The organism is Crenalkalicoccus roseus (genome assembly GCF_004761865.1).
GTDB classification, from domain to species: domain Bacteria; phylum Pseudomonadota; class Alphaproteobacteria; order Acetobacterales; family Acetobacteraceae; genus Crenalkalicoccus; species Crenalkalicoccus roseus.
In genome coordinates this window covers 1-23,488 of record NZ_SJDM01000011.1, presented here as the reverse complement: position 1 = coordinate 23,488, position 23,488 = coordinate 1, and the positions used below count along the sequence as shown (strand labels likewise).

The 23,488-nt window shown below is 74.8% G+C and carries 23 protein-coding genes; 8 read left to right on the top strand and 15 right to left on the bottom strand.

Features of this window, described 5'->3' with window-relative positions:
- Positions 1 to 28 precede the first annotated feature (28 nt).
- On the bottom strand, positions 29 to 1,690 hold the full coding sequence (locus ET526_RS10380) for a hydantoinase B/oxoprolinase family protein (RefSeq protein WP_135467624.1): 1,662 nt from the start codon (positions 1,688 to 1,690) through the stop codon (positions 29 to 31).
- 86 nt (positions 1,691 to 1,776) lie between these two features.
- Between ET526_RS10380 and ET526_RS10375 the strand changes: the two genes are divergently transcribed.
- The 5 genes from ET526_RS10375 (at position 1,777) to ET526_RS10355 (ending at position 8,158) form a co-directional block, all read left to right on the top strand.
- Positions 1,777 to 3,348 (top strand): ArnT family glycosyltransferase, encoded by a 1,572-nt coding sequence (locus ET526_RS10375; RefSeq protein ID WP_135467623.1) that lies wholly within the window; start codon positions 1,777 to 1,779, stop codon positions 3,346 to 3,348.
- A 361-nt stretch (positions 3,349 to 3,709) separates the two neighbouring features.
- Positions 3,710 to 4,993 (top strand): hypothetical protein, encoded by a 1,284-nt coding sequence (locus tag ET526_RS10370; protein WP_135467622.1) that lies wholly within the window; start codon positions 3,710 to 3,712, stop codon positions 4,991 to 4,993.
- The gene (locus tag ET526_RS10365; RefSeq protein ID WP_135467621.1) at positions 4,990 to 5,925 is read left to right on the top strand and encodes an SMP-30/gluconolactonase/LRE family protein; all 936 of its coding nucleotides are present in this window, start codon (positions 4,990 to 4,992) and stop codon (positions 5,923 to 5,925) included. The genes ET526_RS10370 and ET526_RS10365 overlap by 4 nt, the downstream gene beginning before the upstream one ends.
- 95 nt (positions 5,926 to 6,020) lie before the next feature.
- The gene (locus tag ET526_RS10360; protein WP_135467620.1) at positions 6,021 to 7,001 is read left to right on the top strand and encodes a tripartite tricarboxylate transporter substrate binding protein; all 981 of its coding nucleotides are present in this window, start codon (positions 6,021 to 6,023) and stop codon (positions 6,999 to 7,001) included.
- Positions 6,998 to 8,158 carry an iron-containing alcohol dehydrogenase gene (locus tag ET526_RS10355; RefSeq protein WP_135467619.1) on the top strand — a complete coding sequence of 387 codons (1,161 nt, stop codon included), beginning with the start codon at positions 6,998 to 7,000 and terminating at the stop codon, positions 8,156 to 8,158. The genes ET526_RS10360 and ET526_RS10355 overlap by 4 nt, the downstream gene beginning before the upstream one ends.
- A gap of 20 nt (positions 8,159 to 8,178) precedes the next feature.
- Here ET526_RS10355 and ET526_RS10350 read toward each other — a convergent pair whose 3' ends face one another.
- Both ET526_RS10350 and ET526_RS10345 read right to left on the bottom strand, forming a co-directional pair.
- Entirely contained in the window at positions 8,179 to 9,159 is a 981-nt protein-coding gene (locus tag ET526_RS10350) for a Bug family tripartite tricarboxylate transporter substrate binding protein (RefSeq protein WP_135467618.1), read from the bottom strand.
- Between the two features lie 175 nt (positions 9,160 to 9,334).
- Positions 9,335 to 10,126 carry an enoyl-CoA hydratase gene (locus tag ET526_RS10345; protein ID WP_135467617.1) on the bottom strand — a complete coding sequence of 264 codons (792 nt, stop codon included), beginning with the start codon at positions 10,124 to 10,126 and terminating at the stop codon, positions 9,335 to 9,337.
- Positions 10,127 to 10,187: 61 nt separating this feature from the next.
- Here ET526_RS10345 and ET526_RS10340 point away from each other — a divergent pair, with 61 nt between their 5' ends.
- The 3 genes from ET526_RS10340 (at position 10,188) to ET526_RS10330 (ending at position 12,594) form a co-directional block, all read left to right on the top strand.
- Positions 10,188 to 10,808 (top strand): YjbF family lipoprotein, encoded by a 621-nt coding sequence (locus tag ET526_RS10340; protein ID WP_135467616.1) that lies wholly within the window; start codon positions 10,188 to 10,190, stop codon positions 10,806 to 10,808.
- Between the two features lie 239 nt (positions 10,809 to 11,047).
- On the top strand, positions 11,048 to 12,115 hold the full coding sequence (gene gtdA / locus ET526_RS10335) for a gentisate 1,2-dioxygenase (protein ID WP_135467615.1): 1,068 nt from the start codon (positions 11,048 to 11,050) through the stop codon (positions 12,113 to 12,115).
- Between the two features lie 86 nt (positions 12,116 to 12,201).
- Positions 12,202 to 12,594 carry a hypothetical protein gene (locus tag ET526_RS10330; protein WP_135467614.1) on the top strand — a complete coding sequence of 131 codons (393 nt, stop codon included), beginning with the start codon at positions 12,202 to 12,204 and terminating at the stop codon, positions 12,592 to 12,594.
- 20 nt (positions 12,595 to 12,614) lie between these two features.
- On the opposite strand, the gene ET526_RS10325 is transcribed toward ET526_RS10330, so the two are convergent.
- The 12 genes from ET526_RS10325 to ET526_RS10270 form a co-directional block, all read right to left on the bottom strand.
- Complete coding sequence (locus ET526_RS10325; protein ID WP_135467613.1) at positions 12,615 to 12,971, bottom strand: hypothetical protein; 357 nt, start codon at positions 12,969 to 12,971, stop codon at positions 12,615 to 12,617.
- An 8-nt stretch (positions 12,972 to 12,979) separates the two neighbouring features.
- Positions 12,980 to 14,377, bottom strand: coding sequence for an amidase family protein (locus ET526_RS10320; protein ID WP_135467612.1), 1,398 nt, complete (start codon positions 14,375 to 14,377; stop codon positions 12,980 to 12,982).
- A 55-nt stretch (positions 14,378 to 14,432) separates the two neighbouring features.
- Positions 14,433 to 14,864, bottom strand: coding sequence for an EamA family transporter (locus ET526_RS10315; RefSeq protein ID WP_135467611.1), 432 nt, complete (start codon positions 14,862 to 14,864; stop codon positions 14,433 to 14,435).
- Between the two features lie 15 nt (positions 14,865 to 14,879).
- Positions 14,880 to 16,049, bottom strand: coding sequence for an acyl-CoA dehydrogenase family protein (locus ET526_RS10310; protein WP_135467610.1), 1,170 nt, complete (start codon positions 16,047 to 16,049; stop codon positions 14,880 to 14,882).
- A 4-nt stretch (positions 16,050 to 16,053) separates the two neighbouring features.
- Positions 16,054 to 16,830 carry an enoyl-CoA hydratase/isomerase family protein gene (locus ET526_RS10305; protein WP_135467609.1) on the bottom strand — a complete coding sequence of 259 codons (777 nt, stop codon included), beginning with the start codon at positions 16,828 to 16,830 and terminating at the stop codon, positions 16,054 to 16,056.
- On the bottom strand, positions 16,827 to 17,903 hold the full coding sequence (locus tag ET526_RS10300) for an acyl-CoA dehydrogenase (RefSeq protein WP_135467608.1): 1,077 nt from the start codon (positions 17,901 to 17,903) through the stop codon (positions 16,827 to 16,829). Before ET526_RS10300 ends, ET526_RS10305 begins: the two co-directional genes overlap by 4 nt.
- A 45-nt stretch (positions 17,904 to 17,948) precedes the next feature.
- On the bottom strand, positions 17,949 to 18,593 hold the full coding sequence (locus ET526_RS10295; RefSeq protein WP_192898682.1) for a 3-oxoacid CoA-transferase subunit B: 645 nt from the start codon (positions 18,591 to 18,593) through the stop codon (positions 17,949 to 17,951).
- Between the two features lie 26 nt (positions 18,594 to 18,619).
- Positions 18,620 to 19,300, bottom strand: a complete 681-nt coding sequence (locus tag ET526_RS10290) for a 3-oxoacid CoA-transferase subunit A (RefSeq protein ID WP_135467607.1) — start codon at positions 19,298 to 19,300, stop codon at positions 18,620 to 18,622.
- Between the two features lie 99 nt (positions 19,301 to 19,399).
- On the bottom strand, positions 19,400 to 20,257 hold the full coding sequence (locus tag ET526_RS10285) for a MaoC family dehydratase (RefSeq protein ID WP_135467606.1): 858 nt from the start codon (positions 20,255 to 20,257) through the stop codon (positions 19,400 to 19,402).
- 1 nt (position 20,258) lies between these two features.
- A complete protein-coding gene (locus ET526_RS10280) occupies positions 20,259 to 22,394 on the bottom strand; it encodes an acetate--CoA ligase family protein (RefSeq protein ID WP_204623594.1) in 2,136 nt (711 codons plus the stop codon).
- 72 nt (positions 22,395 to 22,466) lie between these two features.
- Positions 22,467 to 22,733: a hypothetical protein gene (locus tag ET526_RS21520; RefSeq protein ID WP_192898681.1), complete on the bottom strand. Its 267-nt coding sequence runs from the start codon at positions 22,731 to 22,733 to the stop codon at positions 22,467 to 22,469.
- Positions 22,734 to 23,079: 346 nt separating this feature from the next.
- Positions 23,080 to 23,488: SPOR domain-containing protein (locus tag ET526_RS10270; RefSeq protein ID WP_135467604.1), on the bottom strand; the 409-nt coding region annotated here is incomplete at its 5' end.

The window sequence follows — 23,488 nt, the reverse complement described above, 5'->3', positions numbered from 1 at the left end:
TCGGCGCCCCGACCATCGGATGCGGGCATCAGACGTAGCCCTCCCGCGCGTCGCGCTCCCGCAGCGCGGGGTCGCGCCGCTCCGGCGGGCCCCAGCCGCCGCCGCCGCCGGCGCGCACATGCAGCCGGTCGCCGGGCGCGACCGCGATGCCGACCTCCTTGGTGCGCAGCACGCGCTCGGTGCCATCCGCGTGGCGCAGCACGTAATGGTGCGGCGCGCCGTCCCGCCCGCCCAGGATGCCGGCGGCGCCGTGGCGGGCGCCGTCGCCCGCGGTGTTGGCGCGGCAGGGGCCGTCGCTCTCGACGCGCAGCACCAGCTCGCCGCCGAGGCCCCCGCGGTGCTGCCCGTCCCCGGCCGAGCCGGGGAGGAACTCGTGCCGCTCGAAATGCAGCGGGAAGCGCGCCTCGGCCATCTCGACGCTGCCGAATTTCAGCCCGCCGGCGGAGTGCCACTCCCCCGCGGTGGACCAGCCATCGCCGCCCGAACTGCCGCCGCCGCCAGGGCGGGCGTGGAACATGTGCCAGACGAAGGAGCGGCCCGGCCGGCGCGCGTCGCGCCCGGTGATCGCCACACGGAAGCGACGCCCCCAGCCGCCCATGGCGCGCTCCGGGCAGCAATGCTGCATGGCGCGGATGATCGCCTCCACGATCTCGTTGCTGCAATGGCTGGTGCACATGGTCACCGGCGCGCCCTCCCGCGCCCAGACGATGGTGCCCTCGCGCGCGATCACCTCCAGAGGGCGGAAGGCGCCGTCGTTCTTCGACACCTCGGGGTCGAGCAGGAAGGCGAAGGCCATGGCGACGGCGCTCCGCATGTTGGCGTAGGAGGAGTTGACGAAGCCCGTCGCCTGCGGGTCGGAGTCCGAGAGGTCCACCCGCAGCCCGTCGCCGCGCTTGGTGACGCGGGCGCGGATGGCGATGTCGGTGCGCCCGAACCCGTCATCGTCGAGGAAGGCCTCGCCGGTCCACTCGCCGTCCGGCCAGGCGGCGACGATGCGCCGCGCATGCGCCTCCGACAGGTCGAGGATGGCCGAGACCGCCGCCTCCATCGCCTCCGCCCCGTGCCGCGCGAGCAGCGGTGCGAGCCGCGCCTCGCCGAGCCGCGCGGCGCCGATCATCGCCATCAGGTCGCCGCGCACGTCGCGGGCGAGGCGCGTGTTCGTCACCAGCATGCGCAGCAGGTCCTCGCGCAGCCCGCCGCCCTCCCCCAGCCGGATCGGCGGGATGCGGATGCCCTCCTGCCAGATCTCGGTGGCGCCCGGGTTGTAGCCGCCATGGGTGGCGCCGCCGACATCGGTGTGGTGCGCCCGCACCACCGACCAGAAGCGCAGCGCGCCTTCCCCGAAGACCGGCAGCACGATCGTCAGGTCCGGCAGGTGGCTGCCGCCATGGTAGGGGTCGTTCAGCAGGAAGGTGTCGCCCGGCCGGACCTGCCCCGCGAAATCCTCCGCCACCGCCCGCGCCGCCCAGGGCATGGCGCCGACATGGACCGGGATGTGGTCCGCCTGCGCCACCAGCCGGCAGCGCGAATCGCACAGCGCGATGGAGAAGTCGCGCGAGGAGTTCAGGATCTGGGAGTAGGAGGTGCGCAGCATCGCCTCCCCCATCTCCTCCACGATGGCGCGCAGGCGCGCATCCAGCACGGCGAGGGTGACGGGGTCGGGCGGGGCAGGGGGCTTGGCGTCTGGCATGGCGGGGGACGGTCGGGCGCCGGGCCGGAGGCGTCAAGGCCGCCCTTCCCGTGATAAAGGGGAGGGAACCCCTCCATCGGAGGCGCATGCGCACCCGCCCGCCCCCCCAGGCCCCCGCCGCGCCGCCGCGCCCCGCCGCGCCGCAGGCGGGGTGGCGGCATGGCGCGCCGCGCGCCCTCGGCGTGCCGCTGCTCTTCCTGGCCGCGTCGCTGCTGCTGCGCGCCATCGCCTTCGTTCCCGCCGTGGTCGATACCGATGAGGGGCTCTACATCGTCCAGGCGCGGGAATGGCTGCGCGGCGGCTGGCCCTTCGTCGCGGTGTGGGACATGCACCCGGTCGGCGCCCCGGCCCTGTTCGTGCTGGCCTTCCTGCTGTTCGGCGAGAGCATCGCCGCGGTGCGGCTGCTCGGCGCGCTGTGCGTGGCCGCCACCGCCTGGGCGCTGTACGGCGTGGTGCGCGCCGGCGGCGGGCCGCGCGCCGCCGCCATCGCGGCGGGGCTGCTCTACATCGCCTACAGCCTGCATCTCGGCGGCATGGCGACGAATACGGAGCTGCTCTTCGCCCCTCTCGTCGTGGCCGCGATCGCCATCGGCCTGCGCGCGGCGCGGCGGGCGCTGATGGCGGGCGAGGCGCCGCGGTGGCGCGACCTCGTGGCGATGGGCCTGCTGATCGGGGCGGGCTTCGCGGTGAAGCCGGTGGTGGCGCCGGAGGGCTGCCTCGCCTTCGCGCTGCTCACCTTTCCGGCGCTGTGGCGGGGCGCCCTGCCGCCGTGGCGCTTCCTGGCGATGGCGGCCGCCTATGCCGGGCTCTGCCTGCTGCCGACGGCGCTGTTCGGCCTCGCCTACCTGCTGCGCGGGGAGTTCGCGGCCTTCCTGGACGGCTCCTTCCTCGCGCCCTTCCGCTACGCGATGGGCCGCATCGCGGCGGGGGAGGCGGCGCGGCTCAGCCTGGTGGCGGCGCTGATCCTCGCCTGGCCCTTCGCGCTGGCGGGGCTGGCCGCCATGCGCTGGGCCGCGCGGCGGGGAAGGATGGGGCGGCTCGTCCGCACGGGGCTGCTGTGGCTCGCGGTGGCGAGCCTCGCCATCATCGGGCCGGGCTACTTCTTCCAGCACTATTTCCTGATCTGGCTGCCGCCGCTCTGCCTGCTGGCCGGGCTCGGCGCCTGGCGGCTGGCGCGGCTGGCGCGGCCCGCCCTGGCGCGGCCGGCCTTCGCGCTGGCAATCGGCGCCGTCATCGCCGATGCCTGGCTCGGCGCCTTCGTGCCGCGCTTCTACCAGGGCACCGGCTATGTGCGCCCCGACCCGGTGCGGGAGGTGGGCCGCGCCGTGGCGGCGGAGATCGTGCCGGGCGATGCCATCTTCGTCGCCAACTACCATCCCGTGACCTACTTCCTGGCCGGGGCGGAGGTGCCGACGCGCTTCGTCTTCCCCGCCCATCTCACCGGCTCTTTCGCGCGGGTGGCGGATGTGGACACCGATGCCGAGCTGCGGCGGGTGCTGGAGGAGCGGCCGCGTGTCATCGTGGTGGACCGCGGCTGGTGGTGGACCATCCGCCCCGCCGCCGCGGCGATGATCACGGCTGCCCTGGCCGAGGGCTACGAGCTGGCCGCGACGGTGGCGGAGGAGCGCGGGCCGGTGGAGGTGTGGCGGCGGCGGTAGGCGGGTTCCGCGCGTCGCCGGTGCTTGATCGCGAATCCGATACGGTATCGCCCTTCGCATCCGGGCTGCTGAACGAGCGCTGCCCGGGAGGCGAGCCACGCTGGCGGCCCGTCGCCCGCAACGCCCCGGCCAGCCCGTTGTGGCGCGTCATCAGGCGCCTCGGCGTCGCGCCGCTGCTTCCGGAGCGTGCCGCCGCCCTGATCCGGCGCGAGACCCTGGCCCTTTCGCTGGCGCGCCGGGTCTGCTGAGGGGGCACGCCCAGGCCCTGTCCCAGCCGCCGGCCCCCTGACGCGTTCTTGTGACCATGGCGGTCCGGTTCGGGCGTTATGTGACGCGAAGCTTGATTTGAGATTGCCGCCGCATGAATCCCTCCGTTCTCGCAGCCTCCTCCCTGTCGCACCAGCCGTATCACGCCGCGACGGGGCCGGGGCGGGGGGCTTTCGGCCCGGCCGCCTGGGTGCTGCTGGCCCTCGCCGCCGCGGCGGCGACGGTGTTGAAGCTGTCGCTGCTGCCGCTGCTCAACAGCGACCTGACCCACTACGTGGTCCCGTGGCTGCAGCACATCCGCACCCACGGCCGCGCCGCGCTCGGCGACGTGTTCACCGACTACGCGCCGGGCTACACCTATTTCCTCTGGGCCGGCGTCGCGGTCGCGCCGGCCCTGCCGGATGTGGCGCTGATCAAGGCGATCTCGATCCTGGCCGATGCCGCCATGGCCGCCTTTGCCGGCCTGCTCGCATGGCGTGTCGGCGCCGACCCGCAGCGCGGTGCCTGGGCGGCGGCGGCGGTCCTGATGCTGCCGGCCGTGGTGCTGAACAGCGGCGCCTGGGGGCAGAGCGACGCCATCTGGTGCGCCTTCATGCTGGCCGCCCTGCTCTGCCTGCTGGGCGGCAGGCTCGCCGCCGCCTGCCTGCTCTGGGGATGCGCGCTGGCGCTGAAGCCGCAGGCGGTGTTCCTCGCGCCGGTCCTCGGCGGCGTGCTCCTGGCGCGGCGGCGCCTGTGGCTGCTGCCGCTGGCGGCGCTCCCCTACGTCCTCGCCTCCCTGCCGATGATCCTGGAGGGGCGGCGCTGGACCTCCATCTTCGCCGTCTATGCCTCCGCCGCCCTCTTTCCCCGCCAATTGTCGAGTTCGGCCCCCAACCTGTGGTCGTGGCTCCCCCCCGATGCGGGAACGCCGGCGATGCTGGTGGGGATCGCCGCGGGCGCGGCGGTGGGCTTCCTGATCCTGCTCTCGGTGCTGCGGCTGGACCGCCGGCGGGACCCGCTGGGCCTGCTGGCCGCGGCAGCCTTCGCCTGCACCGTGCTGCCCTTCCTGCTGCCGAAGATGCACGACCGCTACTTCTACGGGGGCGAGATCCTGGCGGTGGTGCTGGCGCTGCTGCGCCCCGGCCTGCTGCCGGCGGTGGTGGCCGGGCAGACGGCGGCGCTCCTGGCCTATCAGCCGATGCTGCTCGGCTTCCATGGCTGGCGCGTGCCTGTGGGCGCGCTCTTCAACCTTGTGGCGGTCGTCCTGCTCGGCCTGGCCTGGCTCGCCGCATGGCGCGGCGGACCCCTCCGCCGGCTTGGCATGGCGGGAGAGGGGTTCGCATCGCTCCCGTGCCGGCGCATGATCGCCCCCGAGGCAAGGGGGGACGGAAGGACATGACGGATCTGACCGTGCTGGCCGAGGGGCTGCGTTTCCCGGAGGGGCCGGTGGCGATGCCGGACGGCTCCGTGCTGCTCGTGGAGATCGCCGCCGGGCGCATCACCCGCGTCGCCGCGGACGGGACGAAGACGGTGGTCGCCACGCCGGGCGGCGGGCCGAACGGCATCGCCCTCGGGCCGGGGGGCAGGATCTACTGCTGCAACAACGGCGGCTTCGCCTGGCACGAGGAGCCGGGGATGCTGCGCCCCGTCGCGCCGGCGCCGGACTACAGCGGCGGACGGATCGAGGTGATCGACCCCGCCTCGGGCGCGGTGCGCGTGCTCTACGAAGGCTGCGGGGAACACCGGCTGAAGGGGCCGAACGACATCGTCTTCGCCCCCGCGGGCAGCCCGGGCGAGGGCGGCTTCTGGTTCAGCGACCTCGGCAAGGTGCGGGCGCGGGACCGCGACCATGGCGGCGTGTACTGGGCCGCCGCCGACGGCAGCCGCATCGTCGAGGCCGCCTATCCCATCTTCGGCGGCGCCAACGGCATCGGCCTCTCCCCCGACGGCCGCACCCTCTACGTGGCGGAGACCGAGACCGGCCGTCTCTGGGCCTGGCCGGTCGAGGGGCCGGGCGTGCTGCGCAAGGAGCCCTGGCCCTCCACCAGCGGCGGGCGGATGCTCTGCCAGTTCCCGGGCTACCGGCGGCTCGACAGCCTGGCAGTGACCGCCTCGGGGAACATCTGTGTCGCCACGCTGGTCAGCGGGGAGATCACCACCGTCTCCCCCGAGGGCGAGATCCTGCGCACGGTGCGGATGCCGGAGCGCATGCCGACCAACATCTGCTTCGGCGGGCCGGACATGCGCACCGCCTATGTCACGCTGTCCCTGACCGGCCGGCTGGTCTCTCTGCCCTGGGACGAGCCGGGGCTGCGCCTGCCCCACGGCTGAGGCGCCCCCCGGTTGGCACCGGGGCGGGCGCGGCCCATCATGGGGGCGAGCGGGCGCGAGGGAACGCCCGCCGGACCGGGAGGAGCAACCAGACCATGGCAACGACCCGTCGCCGCCTCGCCGCTGCGGCGGCGCTGGCCCTTGCGGCGCCGGCCGCGTGGGCGCAGGCCGCCTGGCCGGCGGGACGCCCCATCCGCCTCGTCGTCGGCTTCCCCCCGGGCGGCTCGGGCGACTTCATCGCCCGCGTCCTCGCCGAGCCGCTCGCCGAGGTGCTCGGCCAGACCATCGTCGTGGACAACCGCCCCGGCGCGGGGTCGAACATCGCCTCGGAGCACGTCGCGCGCTCCGAGCCGGACGGCCACACCCTGCTGCTCGGCGGCAATTTCAGCCATGCCGTGAACCCGGCCCTGTACCGGCGCGTGCCCTTCGACCCGGTGGCCGACTTCACCGCGGTCACGCGGCTGACCGACCTGCCGACCATCATCGCCCTGCGTCCGGAGCGCGGCATCGCCACCCTGGCGCAGCTCCTGGAGCGGGTGCGGGCCGAGCCGGGGCGGTGGAACTACGCCACGCCCGGCAACGGCACGCCCTCGCACCTCGCCGGCGCCATGCTGGCCAATGTCGCGCGGCTGGACCTGACGCACGTGCCCTTCCGCGGCGGCGCGCCCTCCCTGCAGGCGGTGTTGGCGGGCGACGTGGAGATCCTGATCGGCACGCCGCCGGTGGTGCTGCCGCAGGTGCGCGCCGGGCGCCTCGTCGCCCTCTGCCTGACGACGCGGCGGGAATCGCCGGTGATCCCGGGCGTGCCGGGCACCGAGGCGGCGGGGCTGCCCGCGCTCGACATCGGCGGCTGGTGGGGGCTCTGGACCCCGGCCGGCCTGCCGGCGCCGATCCGCGCCCGCCTGTTCGAGGCGACGACGCGCATCCTCGCCCGCCCCGCCGTGCAGGAGCGGCTGGCGCAGGAGGGGCTGCAGGCCCTGCCCTCCGCCTCGCCCGAGGAGTTCGACGCCTTCCTCCGCCGCGAGATCCCCTTCTGGGCGGAGGTGGTGCGCATCGCCGGGGCGAGCGTCGAATGACGCGGCCCGGCCTCCACCAGTGGCCCGCGCAGCAGCGCGTGCGCCACGGCACCCCGCTGGCCGAGGCGCTGCCGCCCGAACTCGCCGGCGCCGGGCGGGTGGTGCTGGCGACCACGCGCTCCCTCGCCGGCGGCCGCGTGGTCGCCGCGGCGCGGCGGGCGATCGGGGCGCGGCTCGTCGCCACCCATGCCGCGATGCGCGCGCACAGCCCGGTCGAGGACGTGGCGGCGCTGGCGCGGCTGCTCGCGGAGAAGGCCGCCGATCTCGTGGTGGCGGTCGGCGGCGGCTCGGTGATCGACGGCGCCAAGGTCGCCTGCTTCGGCGCCTGGCGCGGCCTCGGCGAGCCGGCGGCGATCCTCGCCGCCGCCGTCTCGCGCGACGCCGCGCCCGGCGGATGGGACGGCGCGCCGCCCTCGCCGCGCATCGTCGCGGTGCCGACCACGCTCTCGGCCGCGGAGTTCGCGCCCCATGCCGGCGTCACCGACCTCGCGGCGGGGCGCAAGCACCGCTTCCTCGACCCCTTCATGGTGCCGAAGGCGGTGGTGCTCGACCCGGCGGCGACGCTGGAGACGCCCGAGGCGCTGCTGCTCTCCTCCGGCATCCGCGCCCTCGACCACGCGGCGGAGCGCTGGTGCTCGGCGGCGCCGCAGCCCTTCTCGGACGCGGTCTCGCTGCAGGCGATGCGGATGCTGGCCGAGGGCCTGCCGGCGGTGCGGCGCGACCCGGCCGACCTCGCCGCGCGCGCCGCCTGCCAGCAGGCGGCCTGGCTTTCGGTGATGGGTGGCTGGGCCGGCGTGCCGGTCGGGGCGAGCCACGGGCTCGGCTACATCCTCGGCGCCGCGCGCGGGGTGCCGCACGGCATCACCTCCTGCCTCACCCTGCCGGCGGTGATGCAATGGAACGCGCCGGTGAACGCCGCGCGGCAGCGCGAGGTCGCGCGCCTGTTCGGCGGGCCGGGGGAGGAGGAGGCGCACGCGGCGCTGCGCCGCTTCATCGCCGGGCTCGGCCTGCCGGTGCGGCTGGCCGAGGTCGGCATCGCCGCCGCCGAGATCCCGGCGCTCGCCGCGCGCTGGCAGGGCGACGCGCCGATCGCCACCAACCCCCGCCCGGTGCGCGGGGCGGCGGACCTCGAGGAGATCCTGCGCCTCGCCGCGTGAGGGCGGGCGAGCGCCCGGTATCAGTCCAGGCGGATGTTCGCCTCGCGCACCAGCCGCGCCATGGTCTCGCGCCCCTCGCGCACGAAGCGGGCGAATTCCTCGGGCGGGCTGCCGACCGGCTCGGCGGCGAGCTGCGCCAGCCGGCCGCGCACCTCCTGGTCGGCAAGCGCGGCGGACAGCGCCTCGTAGAGGGCGCGCACCACCGGCTCCGGCGTGCCGGCGGGGGCGAACAGCGCCACCCATTCGCTGATCTCGATGCCCGGGAAGCCCTGCTCGGCGAAGGTCGGCACCTCGGGCCGCACGCCGACGCGCCGCGCCGCCAGCACGCCGAGGAAGCGGGCGCGGCCGCCATCCACCACCGGGCCGGCGGAGAGCGCGGTGATCAGCGCCGAATCCACGTTGGCGCCGGCGAGCGCCCGCGCCGCCTCCGCGCCGCCGCGGAACGGCACGTGCAGCAGCTCGATCCCCGCCTGCTGCATGAACTGCACCAGCGCGAGATGCGCCGCGGTGGCGTTGCCCTGGGTGCCGACGCTGATCGCGCCCGGCCGCGCCTTCGCCGCCGCCACGTAGTCCTGCAGGCTGCGCGCCGGGAAGTCCTGCGCCACCGCCAGCACCTGCGGGAAGCTCGTCACCAGGCTGATCGGGGTGAAGGCGGTGGCATAGTCGAAGGCGAGGCCGCGCATCAGCGCGGGGTTGACGATGTGAGAGGAGGCGTCCCAGAGCAGCGTGTGCCCGTCGGGCTGGGCCTGCGCCACCACATGGCCGCCGAGCGCGCCGCTCGCGCCGGTGCGGTTCTCGACCACGAAGGGCTGGCCGAGCCGCTCGGCCATTTTCGGCGTGATGGTCCGGGCCGCGGAATCGGCGGCGCCGCCGGCGGCGAAGGGCACGATCAGGCGGATCGGGCGGCTCGGCCGCCAGGGGGCCTGGGCGCGCGCCAGGGCCGGCGCGGCGAGAGTGGCGCCGAGGGCGAGCAGGGTTTGGCGGCGCGTGGTGCGGGTCATGCTGGTCCTCCCGGTCAGGAGCGGCGCAGATCGGCCCGGTCCGCGCCCGGCGTCAAGCGGGCCGCGGCGCCCTCCGGCACTTTCCGTTCGCCCCGGCTTGCGGCAAACGCTCTGGCCCATTGCATGGGCCAGCCTCTTCCCCCGTTCAGGCGGGCTCACCCGAACGGGATCCGCCCTAGCGCCCGCGGAACACCGGCGCGCGCTTCTCGACGAAGGCGCGCGCCGCCTCGCGGTGGTCCTCGGTCTCGCGGCAGCGGGTCATGTGGAAGGCCTCGGCGTCGAGCAGGTCGGCGAGCCGCCCCTCCTCCGCCACCCTGGCGTTGCGCTTCATGTAGCCGAGGGCGATGCGCGGCCCGGCGGCGATGCGCGCGGCGAGCGCCAGCGTCTCCCGCTCCAGCGCGGCGTCCTCGACCACGCGGTTGGCGAGGCCGAGCGCCTCGAGCCGCGTCGCGTCCAGCATCTCGGCGGTGAAGTAGAGCTCCCGCGCCCGCGCCGGCCCGACCAGGCGGTTCAGGAAGTAGGTGCCGCCGAAATCGCCGGAGAAGCCCATCCTCGCGAAGGCCGTGGTCATGCGCGCCGAGGTGCCGGCGACGCGCAGGTCGCAGGCCAGCGCCAGCGACATCCCCGCCCCGGCGGCGACGCCGTTCACCATGGCGATGGTCGGCTTCGGCCCCTCGTGCAGCAGCCGCACCATGTCCATGCGCGCGCGCAGCGCCGCCGCCTTCTCCTCGAAGCTGCCGAGGTTCTTGGCGCCGGAGGCCATGGCCTTCACGTCGCCCCCGGCGCAGAAGGCGCGGCCCGCGCCGGTGAGCACGATGCAGCCCACCTCCGGGTCGGCAAGCGCCTGGCGCAGCGCCGCCTCCAGCCCTCGCATCATCGCGGGCGTCAGCGCGTTCAGGCTCTCCGGCCGGTTCATGGTCAGGATGGCGACGCCCCGCTCGGTGCGGCTCAGCAGCTCCTCATCCATGGTCCGTCCCTCCCTCGTTCCGGCCTCGCTTCGGACAGCGCCGGGATGCTAGGATGGATTGATGCGTTCGCCCAGGATGTGGCCCCTGCTGCTCGCCCTCGTCCTTGCCGGCTGCGGCGAGACGCCCTGGAGCGGGCTGCGCGCCTCCCTCTCCCCGCCGGCGGCGCTGCCGGCGATCGGGGTGCCGGAGGGGCCGGCGCTGCGCCTCACCCTCGGCGGGCGTGCCAGCCACGCCGCGCTGCTCCAGGAACTCGGCGAGCGGCGGCTGTGGCGCACCGATTCCGGCTTCGTGGTGGCGACCGACGGGGCGCGGGTGGTCGCCACCTCCGGCCTTGCGGAGGTGCTGGCCGCCACCCGCTTCGAGGGGCCGGACCCGCTCGCCCACCCCGCCGCGCTGCTCGGGCGCGGCGCGGCGGCGCGGCGGCTGGTGGACCTGATGCGCGCCGACCGCGACCCCAAGGGCATGCGCTTCGGCGTCGAGATCGAGTGCCGCCTGCGTGCCTTCCCCACGGCCGAGGCCGGGCTGCTGCTGGTGGAGGAGCGCTGCCGCGGCGGCGGCAGGGGCGGCTTCACCAACCGTTTCTGGGTGGAGGAGGAGGGCGGGGCGGTGCTGCGCTCCGAGCAGTGGATCGGCCCGGGCCTGCCGCCGCTGGTGCTGGAGCCGCTCGGCATCGCTTCCTGAAGACGCCCCGGTGGAGTGATCCCGGCAGCCGCTGCCCGGGCTGGTGCCCGCCACAAGGCCTGGATCGTATCGCAAGCGCAGGAAACGCCTTGCGGCGTGGTTCCGCCCGGCCGGCAGCGGGCTCCCGCCATTTCCCGGGCCCGGGACCTGCCGTCCCCGCCGGCCGGCCATGGGAACCGCGCGCCTTGCGCGCGCCCGCCCGCAGATGCGCTATGCTCGGCCGGAAGGAGGAACGCCCCATGGACGGCACCGCCACCCGCCGCACGCCCGCCGCCGGCGATCACCTGCGGGCGCTCTACGCCGAGATGCGCCCGCACAGCCTGCACCCGCTGTGGGAGGTGCTCTCGGCCCTCGTCACCCCCGCGCCGCGCTCCGCCGCCCGCCCGCACCGCTGGCCCTACGCCCCGGCGCGGGACTTCCTGCTGCGCGCGGGCGCGCTGATCAGCGCCGAGCAGGCGGAGCGCCGCGTGCTGATCCTGGAGAACCCCGCCTTGCCGGGCAGCTCCGCCGTGGTGCCGAGCCTCTATGCCGGCCTGCAGCTCATCCTGCCGGGCGAGGTCGCTCCCTGTCACCGTCACACGCAATGCGCGCTGCGCTTCGTCCTGGAAGGGGAAGGCGCCTACACCGCGGTGGACGGCGAGAAGGCGGTGATGCGCCCCTTCGACCTGGTGCTGACGCCGAACTGGCAGTGGCACGACCACGGCAACCCCTCCGACCGCCCGATGATCTGGCTGGACGGGCTCGACATCCCCACTGTCCGCTTCTACGAGGCGAGCTTCGCCGAGCGGCTGGAACGGCCCTCGCACGACGAGACCCTCGCCCCCGGCGACAGCCTGCGCCGCTACGGGCGCAACCTGCGCCCCATGCGCGGCACCGCTGCCGACCGCCGCCCGCCCGGCCAGCCGCTGTTCCACTACCCGCACGCCGAATGGCGCGAGAGCCTGCTGGCCCTGGCCGCGGCCGAGGCGCCCGACCCGCATCTCGGCCATGCGATGGAGTTCGTGAACCCGGCCGATGGCGGCCCGGTGATGCCGACCATCGCTGCGCATCTCCGCCACCTGCCGGCCGGTTTCGAGACGGCACCGCGCCGCAGCACCGACGGCACGGTGTTCGTGGTGGTGGAGGGAAGCGGCACGGCGCTGGTGGAGGGAGAGGAGCATCCGCTCGAGGAGCGGGACCTGCTGGTCGTGCCCTCCTGGCACGCGCTGCGCCTGCGGGCGCGGACGCGGCTGATCCTGTTCGCCTATTCCGACCGCGCGGCGCAGGAGAAGCTCGGCCTGTTCCGCGAGCAGCGCCTGCCGGCCTGACGGGCCGCTCGCCCCGCCTGCGCAACGGCGGGGCGAACCGGCCCCTTCCGGGCGCGTTCCCGCCACGACCAGCGAGGGACCCAGCCATGTCCGATACGAGCCGCGCCGCCAGCAACAAGGACCGCCTCGACCGCACCTCCGACCAGGAGGTGGAGGAGGCGGTGAAGGACACCTTCCCCGCCAGCGACCCCACCTCGGCCACCGCCTCCTCGGGCGCGGCGCGCGCCGTTCCCCCGGAGACGCTGCTGCGCGAGGCGCCGCCCCGCCCGGCCGACGACGCGGTGACGCTGAGCCAGCGCTTCTCCAGCGCGGAGGCGGCCAAGCTCGCGCTCGAGACCCTGGTGCGCGAGGGGCCGCTCGACCGCGACTGTGCCGAGATCCGCCACCAGGGCGAGGCCGCGACGCTGGAGGTGAAGGCGCCGCGCGCCGAGGCCGCGCGCCTCGAGGCGCTGCTGCGCCGGCAGGGCGGCGCGGGCTGAACCGCCCGCCCTTGCGGCGCCTACTGCGCCTGCAGCCCGCCGTCGAGCACGGTGACGCGCGCGACCGCGCAGCGGTCGAGGCCGGCGAGTTCCGCCGCGCGGCCATCCACCCAGACGATGCGCAGCGCCGCCTGCCCGGGGCCGCCGGGCAGGCGCAGCGCGACCGTGCCGCCGGGCGGCAGCTCGCCGGCGGAGAGCAGGCTGGCGCCCCAGCCGGCCTGGCCATCCGCGGCGAGGTAGAGCTGCTCCACCGCCCGCGAGGAGGCGTTCGCCACCGGCACCTCGCGCGGCGGGCAGGCCCCCCGGCCCGGCCCGGCGGGGGCGCAGGCCGTGGCCAGGACGAGCAGCGCGAGGGCGGGCAGGGCGGCCCTGGCCATGCCGCGGCTCAGGCCGGGTCCACCGGCGCGGGCGGCACCCCACCGGCCTCGATCGCCTCGCCTGCCAGCAGCAGCAGGTCCTCGCGGTAGCGCCCGGCGACGAGCTGCACGCCGACCGGCACGGTGCCGACCAGGCCGGTCGAGACGGCGAGGCCCGGCAGGCTGAGCAGCGGCAGGCCCACCTGCGGAAGCTGCGCCGCCAGGATGCGCGCGAAGCCCTCGAAGCTCTCCACATCGCTGTTGTCGCGGAAGGGCAGCTCGCCCGAGACCGGCATCAGCACCACCGGGAAGCGCTCCAGGAACAGCAGCCATTGCCGGAGCAGGGTGGCACGGCGCTGCAGCGCGTCCTGGAAGGCGAAGAGGTCGGGGGCGGGGCAGAGCCGCTCCATGTAGCCATAGACGGCGAGCGCGTCGGGATCGCCCTCCTGCGCCAGGGCGGCGTTCTGGCCGCGCCGCGTCTCGGCGAGCCAGAGCAGGGCCTGGAGGTCGGCGGGCTCCTTCAGCGGCGGGGTGTTCCCCACCTCCTCCACCGTCCAGCCGGCGGCCTCCAGCCGGCGGGCCGCGTCGCGCAGCGCCGAGGCGACCTCCTGCTGCACCGCCATGCCGTCGGGGGCGATGCAGAGCGCGGCGCGCCGCGGCGCCGGCGGACCCTCGAGCGGCGCCGGCGTCCACCACGGGTCGCGCGCATCCGGCCGCGCCATGGCGGCGAGGGCGAGGCGGAGATCGGCGATGGTGCGCGCGATCGGCCCGGAGACGGCCATGAGCTGCGGCCCGATTCCCCGCTCCGCCCCCGAGGGGTTCCAGGCGGCGATGCGGCCGATGGTCGGGCGCAGCCCGTGGATGCCGCAGGCATAGGCGGGGTAGCGGATGGAGCCGCCGATGTCGGTGCCGTGCCCGACGGCGCCGATGCCCGCCGCCGTTGCCGCCGCCGCGCCGCCCGAGGAGCCGCCGGGGGTGATGGCGGGGTCGCGCGGGTTGCGCGTGTGCCCGTGCAGCGCGTTGCGCGTGAACCAGCGCAGCGAGAAGGCGGGGGTGTTGGTGCGGCCGATGATGACGGCGCCGGCGCGGCGCAGGTTGCTCACCACCGGGCTGTCGTGCTCGGCGATCAGGTCCTTCTGGAGGCGCAGGCCGTTGGTGGTGGCGAAGCCCTTCTGGTCCACGTTCACCTTGACGGTGACGGGCACGCCGGCCATCGGCCCCGGATCCTCCCCGCGCGCGAGCGCGGCGTCCACCGCGGCGGCGGCTTCGAGGGCCTGCTCCGGCATCGCCTGCACCACCGCGTTGATGCGGGGGTTCACCGCGTCGAGCCGGGCGAGGGCGGAGCGCGTGGCCTCGGTGGCGGAAACGTCGCGCGCGCGGATGCGCGCCGCGAGTTCGGTGGCGGAGAGGCGCCAGAGCTCGGTCATCGGGCAGGGTCCGGCAGTGTGGGTTGCGGAGGATGGCGGCCGCCCGGCGAGGCGTTCAGGGGCCGATCGCCACCAGCGCCGCGCCCGCCGCGATCAGCGCCACGCCGAGCCAGTGGGTCGCGGAGAGCTGCTCGCCGAGCAGGACCACGCCGAACAGCGCCACCAGCACGACGGAAAGCTTGTCGATCGGCGCCACGCGCGCCGCATCCCCGAGCTGCAGCGCGCGGAAATAGCAGAGCCAGGAGGCGCCGGTGGCAAGCCCCGAGAGGATCAGGAAGAGCCAGGTGCGGCGCGCCACCGTCTCCGGCGCCTGCCAGGCGCCGTTGACGGTGACGATCAGCGCCGTGACGCCGAGGATGACCAGGGTGCGGACGAAGGTGGCGAAGTCGGAGTTCACCCCGCCGACGCCGATCTTGGCGAAGATCGCCGTCAGCGCGGCGAAGCCGGACGAGGCGAGCGCCCAGGCGAGCCAGGACTGGCCGAGCATGCGCGCCCCCCTCCCTCATCCCGGCAGCCCCAGCACGTTCTTGCTGAGGATGTTGCGCTGGATCTCGTTCGAGCCGCCGTAGATCGTCGCCGGCCGCGCCTGGATGAACAGGCCGCCGATGTTGAGGTCCCGGTTGCCCTCCATCGGGTCCATCAGCCCGGCATTCTCGCCGGCGATCTCCAGCATGGTGTCGGTGATGCGCTGGAACAGCTCGGTCTGGATCACCTTCAGCATGGAGACGTCGGGGCCGAGCGCCTCGCCGCGCCTGAGCTTCGCGACATAGACGCCGTAGAGCGCCTTCAGGTCCTCGAGGTCGAGGCGCAGCCGCGCGTAGCGGTCCTGGAACGCCTCGTCCTCCCACACCCCCACGCGCTCGGCGAGCAGCCTGAGGCGGGAGAGGGCGTAGGCGGACTGGCGCGGCGCGCCGATGAAGATGCGCTCGAAGCCGAGCAGCGCCTTGGCCATGTCCCAGCCCCGGTTGGGCTGGCCGACCAGGTTCTCCTTCGGCACGCGGACATTGTCGAAGAAGACCTCGCAGAACTCGTCGTGCATCTCGAGGTTGATGATCGGCCGCACGGTGATGCCGGGCGTCGTCATGTCCACCAGCAGGAAGGAGATGCCCTCCTGCTTCTTCGCCTGCTTGTCGGTGCGCACCAGCAGGAAGATCCAGTTGGCGTCGGTGGCCAGCGTGGTCCAGATCTTCTGGCCGTTGACCACGTAGTGGTCGCCCTCCAGCACCGCCTCGGTGCGCAGCGCGGCGAGGTCCGAGCCCGCGTTGGGCTCGGAATAGCCCTGGCACCAGATGTGCTCTCCGCTCAGGATCTTCGGCAGGAAGCGCCGCTTCTGCTCCTCCGTGCCGTACCTGATCACCAGCGGGCCGAGCATGACGATGCCGTGGTCGGGCGTGCGCGCCACGCCGTGGCGCTCGTACTCCTCGGTCAGGATGATCTGCTTGATCGGGCTGAGGCCGAGGCCGCCGTGCTCCTTCGGCCAGCCGGGGCAGAGCCACCCCTTCTCGGCCAGGCGGTGGTACCACTCCTTGCATTCGTGCCAGTGCAGGCGGTGCGGCGGGTTGCGCAGGTGCTCCGGGTAGTTCTGGCGCAGGAACTCGCGCACCACCTGGCGGAAGTGCTCGTCGTCGAGGCTGTCGAGCTGCTCGGGGGGCGGGATGGCGATCGCGTCCATGGCGTCAGGCTCCCTTGAATCGCGGCGCGCGCTTGCCGAGGAAGGCCTCGCGCCCTTCCCGGAAATCCTCGGTCAGGAACAGGGTGGACTGGAAGTGGCGCTCATCCTCCAGCGCCCGGTCGAGGCCCTCGCCCAGGATCTGCTTGGTCAGCGCCATCGGCGCCGGCGCCTGCTCGGCGAGGAAGCGCGCCTTCTCGAGCGCCGAGGCGAGGGCGTGGCCCTTCGGCACCACCGCATCCGCCAGGCCGATGCGCTCCGCCTCCGCCGCCGAGAGCTGGGTGTGGTAGAGGAACATCTGCCGCGCCCGCCCCTGGCCGATGCGCGCGGGGAGCGTGAAGGGCAGGCCGAGATCCGGCATCAGCCCGATGCGGCCGAAGCCGGCGCCGAAGCGCGCATCCTCCGCCGCCACGATGGTGTCGCAGGCGCAGGCGAGCGAGAGGCCGGCGCCGACGCAATACCCCTCCACCGCCGCCACGATGGGAAGCTGGCCCGTCACCATCAGCCGCACCAGCGCGTGGGAGCGGCGCATCCTCTCCCGTCCCGCCAGCGCGTCCTCGATGTCCATGCCGGAGATGTCGCCGCCCGAGCAGAAATGCCCGCCCGCGCCGGTCAGCACCACGGCGCGGATGCTGCGGTCGCCGAGCGCGCGCTCCAGCGCCCGCAGCATCGCCGTGCGCAGCGGCATGGCCAGCGCGTTGCGCCGCGCCGGATAGTCCATGGTGAGGACGAGGACGGCGCCCTCGCGCTCCTCGCGCAGGCGCATCTCCGCGGTGTCGCTCATTCCTCGCCCTCCGGCGCCGAGGCCATGAAGCGGCGGCGGTGCAGCGCGGCGGAGCCGTACTGGTTCGCCAGCACCATCGCCTTGCGCAGATAGAGGCCGACATCGTACTGGTCGGTGTAGCCGATGCCGCCATGGAGCTGGATGCACTGGCGCTGCACCAGCATCGCCGCCTCCGCCGCGCGCGCCTTGGCGCGGGAGACGGCGGCGCGGCGCGCGTCGCCGGCCGCGCCCGCATCCAGCGCCGCGGCGGCGGCCTCGACCGAGGCGCGGGTCAGCGCGATCTGCATCTTGAGGTCGGCGGCGCGGTGCTGCAGCGCCTGGAAGGTGCCGATGATGCGGCCGAATTGCTGGCGCGTCTTCAGGTAGTCGAGCGTCATGGCGAAGGCGCGCTCCATGCCGCCGAGCAGGTAGGCGGCGGTGGCGAGCGCCGCCTCGTCGAGCGCCGCCTCCAGCGCCGCGCCGACATCCTCGGCGAGCTTGCTCGCGCCGCCGAGGTCGGGCCGCAGCGTGCCGTAGTGGCCGCCATCCTGGGTGCGCTCGGTCGCGAGGTCGGCGCCCGCCGCGGGCTGGGCGTAGAGGGCGAGGCGCCCGCCCTCGCGCACCGGCAGCAGGAACAGCTCGGCCCCCGCCGCCATGGGCAGGAAGCGCCGCGGCGCGTCCGGCGCGCCCGGCGCCTCCAGCGTGTCGGCGCGCTCCTGCCAGGCGGTCAGCGCCACCCGCTCGCCGGCGAGCAGCGCGGGCAGGTGCTCCGCGTCGCCGGCGGCGGCGAGCAGCGCGGCGGAGAGCGCGCAGGGGATCAGCGGCTCCGGCACCAGGCCGGCGCCGAGCTCCTCGGCCAGGGCGCACAGCTCGCCGAGGCCGAGGCCGGCGCCGCCCTGCGCCTCCGGCACGCGCAGGCCGATCCAGCCCATCTCTCCCATCTGGCGGAGCACGCCGCGGTCGAAGCCGGGCTCCTGCCAGCGCAGCTCGCGCACGCGCCTCAGCTCGCCGCCGGGCGGGACCACCGCGGCGGCGCTGTCGCGGATCATGCGGATGGATTCAAGGCGATCGCCGTCGTCCAGCGCGGCACTCATCGGGACGTCTCCTGTCGGCGGGGCGGGCGAGGCCCCTTGGGGCGTTCAGCTCGGGCGGTGCAGCTTCGCGCCCGACTTCGCCTGCAGCATGTCGAAATCCACCCCCGGCGCCATCTCGCGCACCACGAAGCCCTGGCCCGGCACCACGTCGAGCACGGCGAGGTTGGTGTAGACGCGGGTGACGCAGGCAAGCCCGGTCAGCGGGTAGCTGCAGCGCTCCACCAGCTTCGGCCGCCCGTCCTTGGTGGTGTGCTCCATCAGCACCCAGAGGCGGCGCGCGCCGGCGGCGAGGTCCATCGCCCCGCCCACCGCCGGCGCGGTGTCGTTCACGCTGGTGGCCCAGTTGGCGAGGTCGCCGTTCTCCGCCACCTCGAAGGCGCCGAGCACGCAGAGGTCGATGTGCCCGCCGCGGATCATCGCGAAGCTGTCGGCGTGTCCGACGAAGGAGGCGCCCTTCACCAGCGTGATCGGCTGCTTGCCGGCGTTGATCAGCCAGGGGTCCTCCTCGCCCTCCGCCGGCGCCGGGCCCATGCCGATGACGCCGTTCTCGGACTGGAAGATCACCTCGCGCTCGGGCGGGACGTGGTTCGCCACCAGGGTCGGGATGCCGATGCCGAGGTTCACGCACCAGCCTTCCGGGATGTCGTGCGCGGCCTTGCGGGCCATCTCTTCGCGGCTGAAGGGCTTCATCCGTCCGTCTCCTCTCGCGCCGAAGGCTAGACCCAGGGGGCGCCGCGGTCCACCTGCACCACCCGGTCCACGTAGACGCCCGGGGTGCCGATCATGTGCGGGTGCAGCTCGCCCAGCTCGCGGATGTGCTGCACCTGGGCGACGACGAGGTCCGCCGCCGTCGCCATCACCGGGTTGAAATTGGCGCCCGAGCCCCTGTAGGTGAGGTTGCCCCAGCGGTCCGCCTCCCAGCCCTCGATCAGCGCCACGTCGCCCCTCAGCGCCGTCTCCATCACGTACTGGCGCCCGTTGAACTCCCGCGCCTCCTTGCCCTGCGCCAGCGGGGTGCCGACGGCGGTGGCGGTGAAGAAGGCGGGGATGCCGGCCCCGGCGGCGCGGATCCGCTCGGCCAGCGTGCCCTGCGGCACCAGCTCCAGCTCGATCTTCCCCTCGCGGTACAGCGTCTCGAACACCACGGGGTCCGAGGAGCGGGGGAAGGAGCAGACGATCTTGCGCACCCGGCCGAGCTCCATGAGCTTCGCCACGCCGACCCGCCCGACGCCCGCGTTGTTCAGCACGCAGACCAGGTCCTTCGCGCCCTGCTCGATCAGCCCCTCGATCAGCGCGTCCGGCTGGCCGACCGAGCCGAAGCCGCCGATCAGCACCACGGAGCCGTCCCTGACGCCCTCCAGCGCCTCGGCGATGGACCGCACGATCTTGTTGATCATCCGCAACTCCTCCCGAACCGGGGAGGGACCTACCGGCCCGCTTCCCGGCCGTCCAGGGGGCCGCGCCGCAGGCCGCGGCGCGGCGTCAGGCGCCGGGTGTCAGGCGAAGCGGAACAGCCCGTTGCTGACCACCACCTTGTCGCGCTCCACGACGCGGGCGCGGAAGGCCGCCCCGCCCTCCTCGCGCCAGATCTCGGTGCGGATCGTCTCGCCGGGGAAGACGGGGGAGGAGAAGCGCACCTCCATCCGCCCGAAGCGGGCCGTGTCGTAGTCGCACAGCGTGCGCAGCAGCGCGTGGCAGACCACGCCGAAGGTGCAGAGGCCGTGCAGGATCGGGCGCGGGAAGCCGGCCGCCTGCGCCACCTTCGGGTCGATGTGCAGCGGGTTGAGGTCGCTGTTCAGCCGGTAGACCAGCGCCTGCTCCGGCCGCGTCGGAAGGTCGAGCGAGAGGTCCGGCGCGCGTTCCGGCTCCGGATGCGGCTGCCTCACCGGGCCGGAGGGGCCGCCGAAGCCGCCGTCGCCGCGCAGGAAGGAGGTGGAGGTGAGCGTCGCCAGCCTCTCGCCCGTCCGCGCGTCGATCACCTCGCGCTCGGAATACATCAGCGCGCCCTTGCCCGCCCCGCGGTCCACCAGGCCGGTGACGCGGGAGCGGCCGATGATCTCGCCCTCGGTCGGCAGCGGGCGGTGCAGCACCAGCCCCTGCTCGCCGTGCACGATCCTCACCCAGTCGAGGCCGGTGTCCGGGTTGCGCGACCAGAAGCCGGGCGAGCCGAGCACCACCGGCATCGAGGGCATCACCTTCAGCCGCGGCTCGTAGAGGAAGTCGAGCTGGCGCTCGTCCATCGGGTCCTGCCCGAGGCCGATCGAGAAGTTGTACAGCGCCACGTCCTGCCAGCGCAGGGTCTGGCGCACCTCCGGAATCGGGTAGTTCAGCAGCTTCTCGTAGACGATCGGCATCTCAGTGGCCCTCCCCCGCGAGTTCGATCACCGCATCCGCCGCGTGGCAGCCCTGCCCCTCCGGCAGCACCAGCATCGGGTTCACGTCCACCGAGGCGAGCCGCGGCCCCGCCGCCACGGCGAAGGCGGAGAGCGCGGAGAGGGCGCGCGAGAGCGCCGCCAGGTCGGCCTTCGGCCGCCCGCGCGCGCCGTCGAGCAGCGGGAAGCCCCTGAGGCCGCGGATCATCCGCTCCGCCTCCGCCGGATCGAAGGGGCAGCGGCGGAAGGCGACGTCCTTCAGCACCTCGATGAAGATGCCGCCCAGGCCGACCATCGCCACCGGCCCGAACACCGGGTCGCGGTGGATGCCGAGCGCCATCTCGACGGCGCCCCTGATCTGCTTCGCCACCAGCACGCCCTCGATGCGCGCCGCCGGCGCGTGCCGCCGCGCGCGTTCGAGCAGCGTGGCGAAGCCCTGCCGCACGCCCTCGGCATCCGCCACGTCGAGCAGCACGCCGCCGATCTCGCTCTTGTGCAGGATGTCGGGCGAGAGGATCTTCAGCACCACCGGGTAGCCGATCTCCTCGGCGGCGGCGACGGCGGAGACGCTGTCGGAGCAGGCGTGCTCCGGCACCGCCGGCACGCCGGCCTCCGCCAGCAGCGCCTTGGCCACCGCCTCGGAGGGCGTCGTCTCCGGCAGCGCCACGCGCGGCAGCGCCACCTCCGGCCGCGGCCGCGCGGCCTCCGCGAAGGCCTCGCCGAACCGCCCCATGGCGGCGATGGCGTTCACCGCGCGCGAGGGATCCTCGAAGCAGAGGAAGCCGTCCTGCTCGTACTCGCGCACCTTGCCGGGCGCGAGCATGGACATCACCCACAGCCGGTCGGGGAAGGCGGCGCGCACGGCGCGCATCTGCTCCTGCAGCCTCGGCCCCACGCTGCGCCCGGCGGCGGTCTGCGACCAGAAGGCGAGGATCGAGGCATAGCCGCCGTCCCGCGCCACGCTCTCGGCGAATTTCCCGATCAGGGAGAGGTCGTTCGTCACCTGCGCCGTGCAGTCCACCGGGTTGCGCGGCGCGCAGAAGGGCACGAGCTCGCGCAGCCGCGCCTGCGCCGCCTCCGGCATCGGCGGCATCTCGACCCCGGCGGCCTCGGCGGCGTCGGAGATCAGCACCCCCGCTCCGCCCGAGACGGTGAGCACGCCGAGCGTGTTGCGCGCCGGGTAGATGCGCCGCGTCGCCGCGTAGGCGAAGTCGAGCATCTCCTCGGTGGTGCGCGCGCGCACCACGCCGAACTCGTCGAGCACCGCCTGCGTCACCGCGTCGTCGCCGGCGATGGAGGCGGTGTGCGAGCGCGCCGCCTGGCCGCCGAGGCGCGAGCGCCCGACCTTCATCATCACGATCGGCTTGCGGTTGCGGCGGGCGAGATCCAGCGCGGCGAGGAAGCGCTCGCTCTCGCGGATCCCCTCGGCATAGGCGCAGATCACCTCCACCTCCGGCGCCTGCGCCATCCAGCCCAGCACGTCGCCGAGCGCGACCTCGGCCTCGTTGCCGGTGGTGATGCAGGCATTGGTGCCGAGGCCGCGGTCGAGCGCCGCGGCGAAGACATGGGTACCGTAGGCGCCGGACTGCGAGGCGATGCCGATCGGCCCCGGAATCGGCCAGCCCTTCTCGAAGCTCGCCGTGAAGGTGCCGAAGAACCCGACGGGCGCGTTGAACAGGCCGAGGCAGTTGGGACCGAGGAGGCGCATGCCATGCCGGGCGGCGGCCTCCGTCAGCCGCCGCTGCGCCGCCTCCCCGGTCTCGTCCACCTCGGCGAAGCCGGCGGTGAAGACGATGACGGCGCGGCAGCCCCGGGCGCCGAGATCCTCCACCGCCTGGATCGCCAGCTCCACCGGCACGGCGATGATGGCGACGTCCGGCGCCTCGGGCAGGTCGGCGACCGAGGCGAAGGCGGGCAGGCCCTGTACGGTCTTCCGCTTCGGGTTCACGGGCCACAGCCCGCCCTGGAAGCCGCGCGACTTCATGTAGGCGATCGGCCGCCCGCCGATGCGGGCCGGCTCGTCCGAAGCGCCGATCACCGCGACGGAACGGGGCCGGACCAGCGGATCGAGGCTGGCGAAGCGCGCGGACGGCCCCGGCGCGGCGGGCTCGGCGGGCATGGACATCTCCCCCTCGTGCTCAGGCGGCGCAGCCTGAGGGAGGCGCGCCGGCCCGGCAAGGGGGGGTGGAGGCTACTCCTCCTCCTCGTCCCATCCCTCCTCGCCGTCCTCCTCGTCCCATTCCTCCTCGTCCCCGTCCTCCTCTTCCTCCTCCTCGTCCCATTCCTCCTCGTCCCCGTCCTCCTCTTCCTCCTCCTCGTCCCACTCCTCCTCGTCCTCGTCATGGTCGCCGCCCGGGGGCAGGGCGCGGAGCGGGACCGGCGCGGCGCCGGAGGAGGCCGGGAGCGCGGCCAGCCAGGGGCAGGCGCTGTCGGCCAGCGGGTTCAGGGGGTGCGGCATGTGGGCTCTCCGTTCTCTCCGCCTGCCGGGCGTGGCGGGCTGGCTGATTGGCGCAGATAAGCCGCCCGGGGCGCGCCTGCGTAACGCATGAGGGCGGATCGCGGACGATTGGAAGATGCCGCCTGCCGCGGGAAGGGGGAACTGCACTGGCGCCGCTTCCGCCCGGCCGTGCCCGCAGCCCCGCCCCCTTGCTTGCGCGACAGGTCACGCTTCCGGCCGATTCCCGGCCCTCCGCGGGCTGCTCCAGGGGGCGGGCGCGTGTCCCGCCGGCCCTGGGAGCGGATCGCGGAGGGCCGGAGCCGTTGCCGCGATCACGGCCGAGTGGATGCGGCCCTGGCCCGCCGGCTCAGCCCTGCACGTCGGGCGAGAGCACCATGCAGCCGCCGCGGCTGCGCAGCCGCTCGCAGAGCTGCTGGGCCGAGGCCTGGGAGAGGCCGGTCACCCGCGCCCGGTAGAGCGGGGTGCGGCCCTGCATGATCCGCTGCACCTCGGCGCGGCTGCCGAGCACGCCGGCGGCGTTGCGCGCCGCGTTGGCGGTGCTGCGGGCCAGGTTCTCGCTCGAGAAGGCGCCGACCTGCACCGCCCAGGCGCCGGTGGCCGCGGCGACCGCCGGGCGCAACGCCCCCGGCAGGGTCGAGGCCTGGGCGCTGGCGACCAGGCCGAGGCTGCGCGCGGGCGCGGCGGTGCGTGGCGCGGGCGGGGCGAGGCTTGCGGCCAGCGCCGTGCCGCCGGCCGCGCGCGGGGGCGGGGCGGGG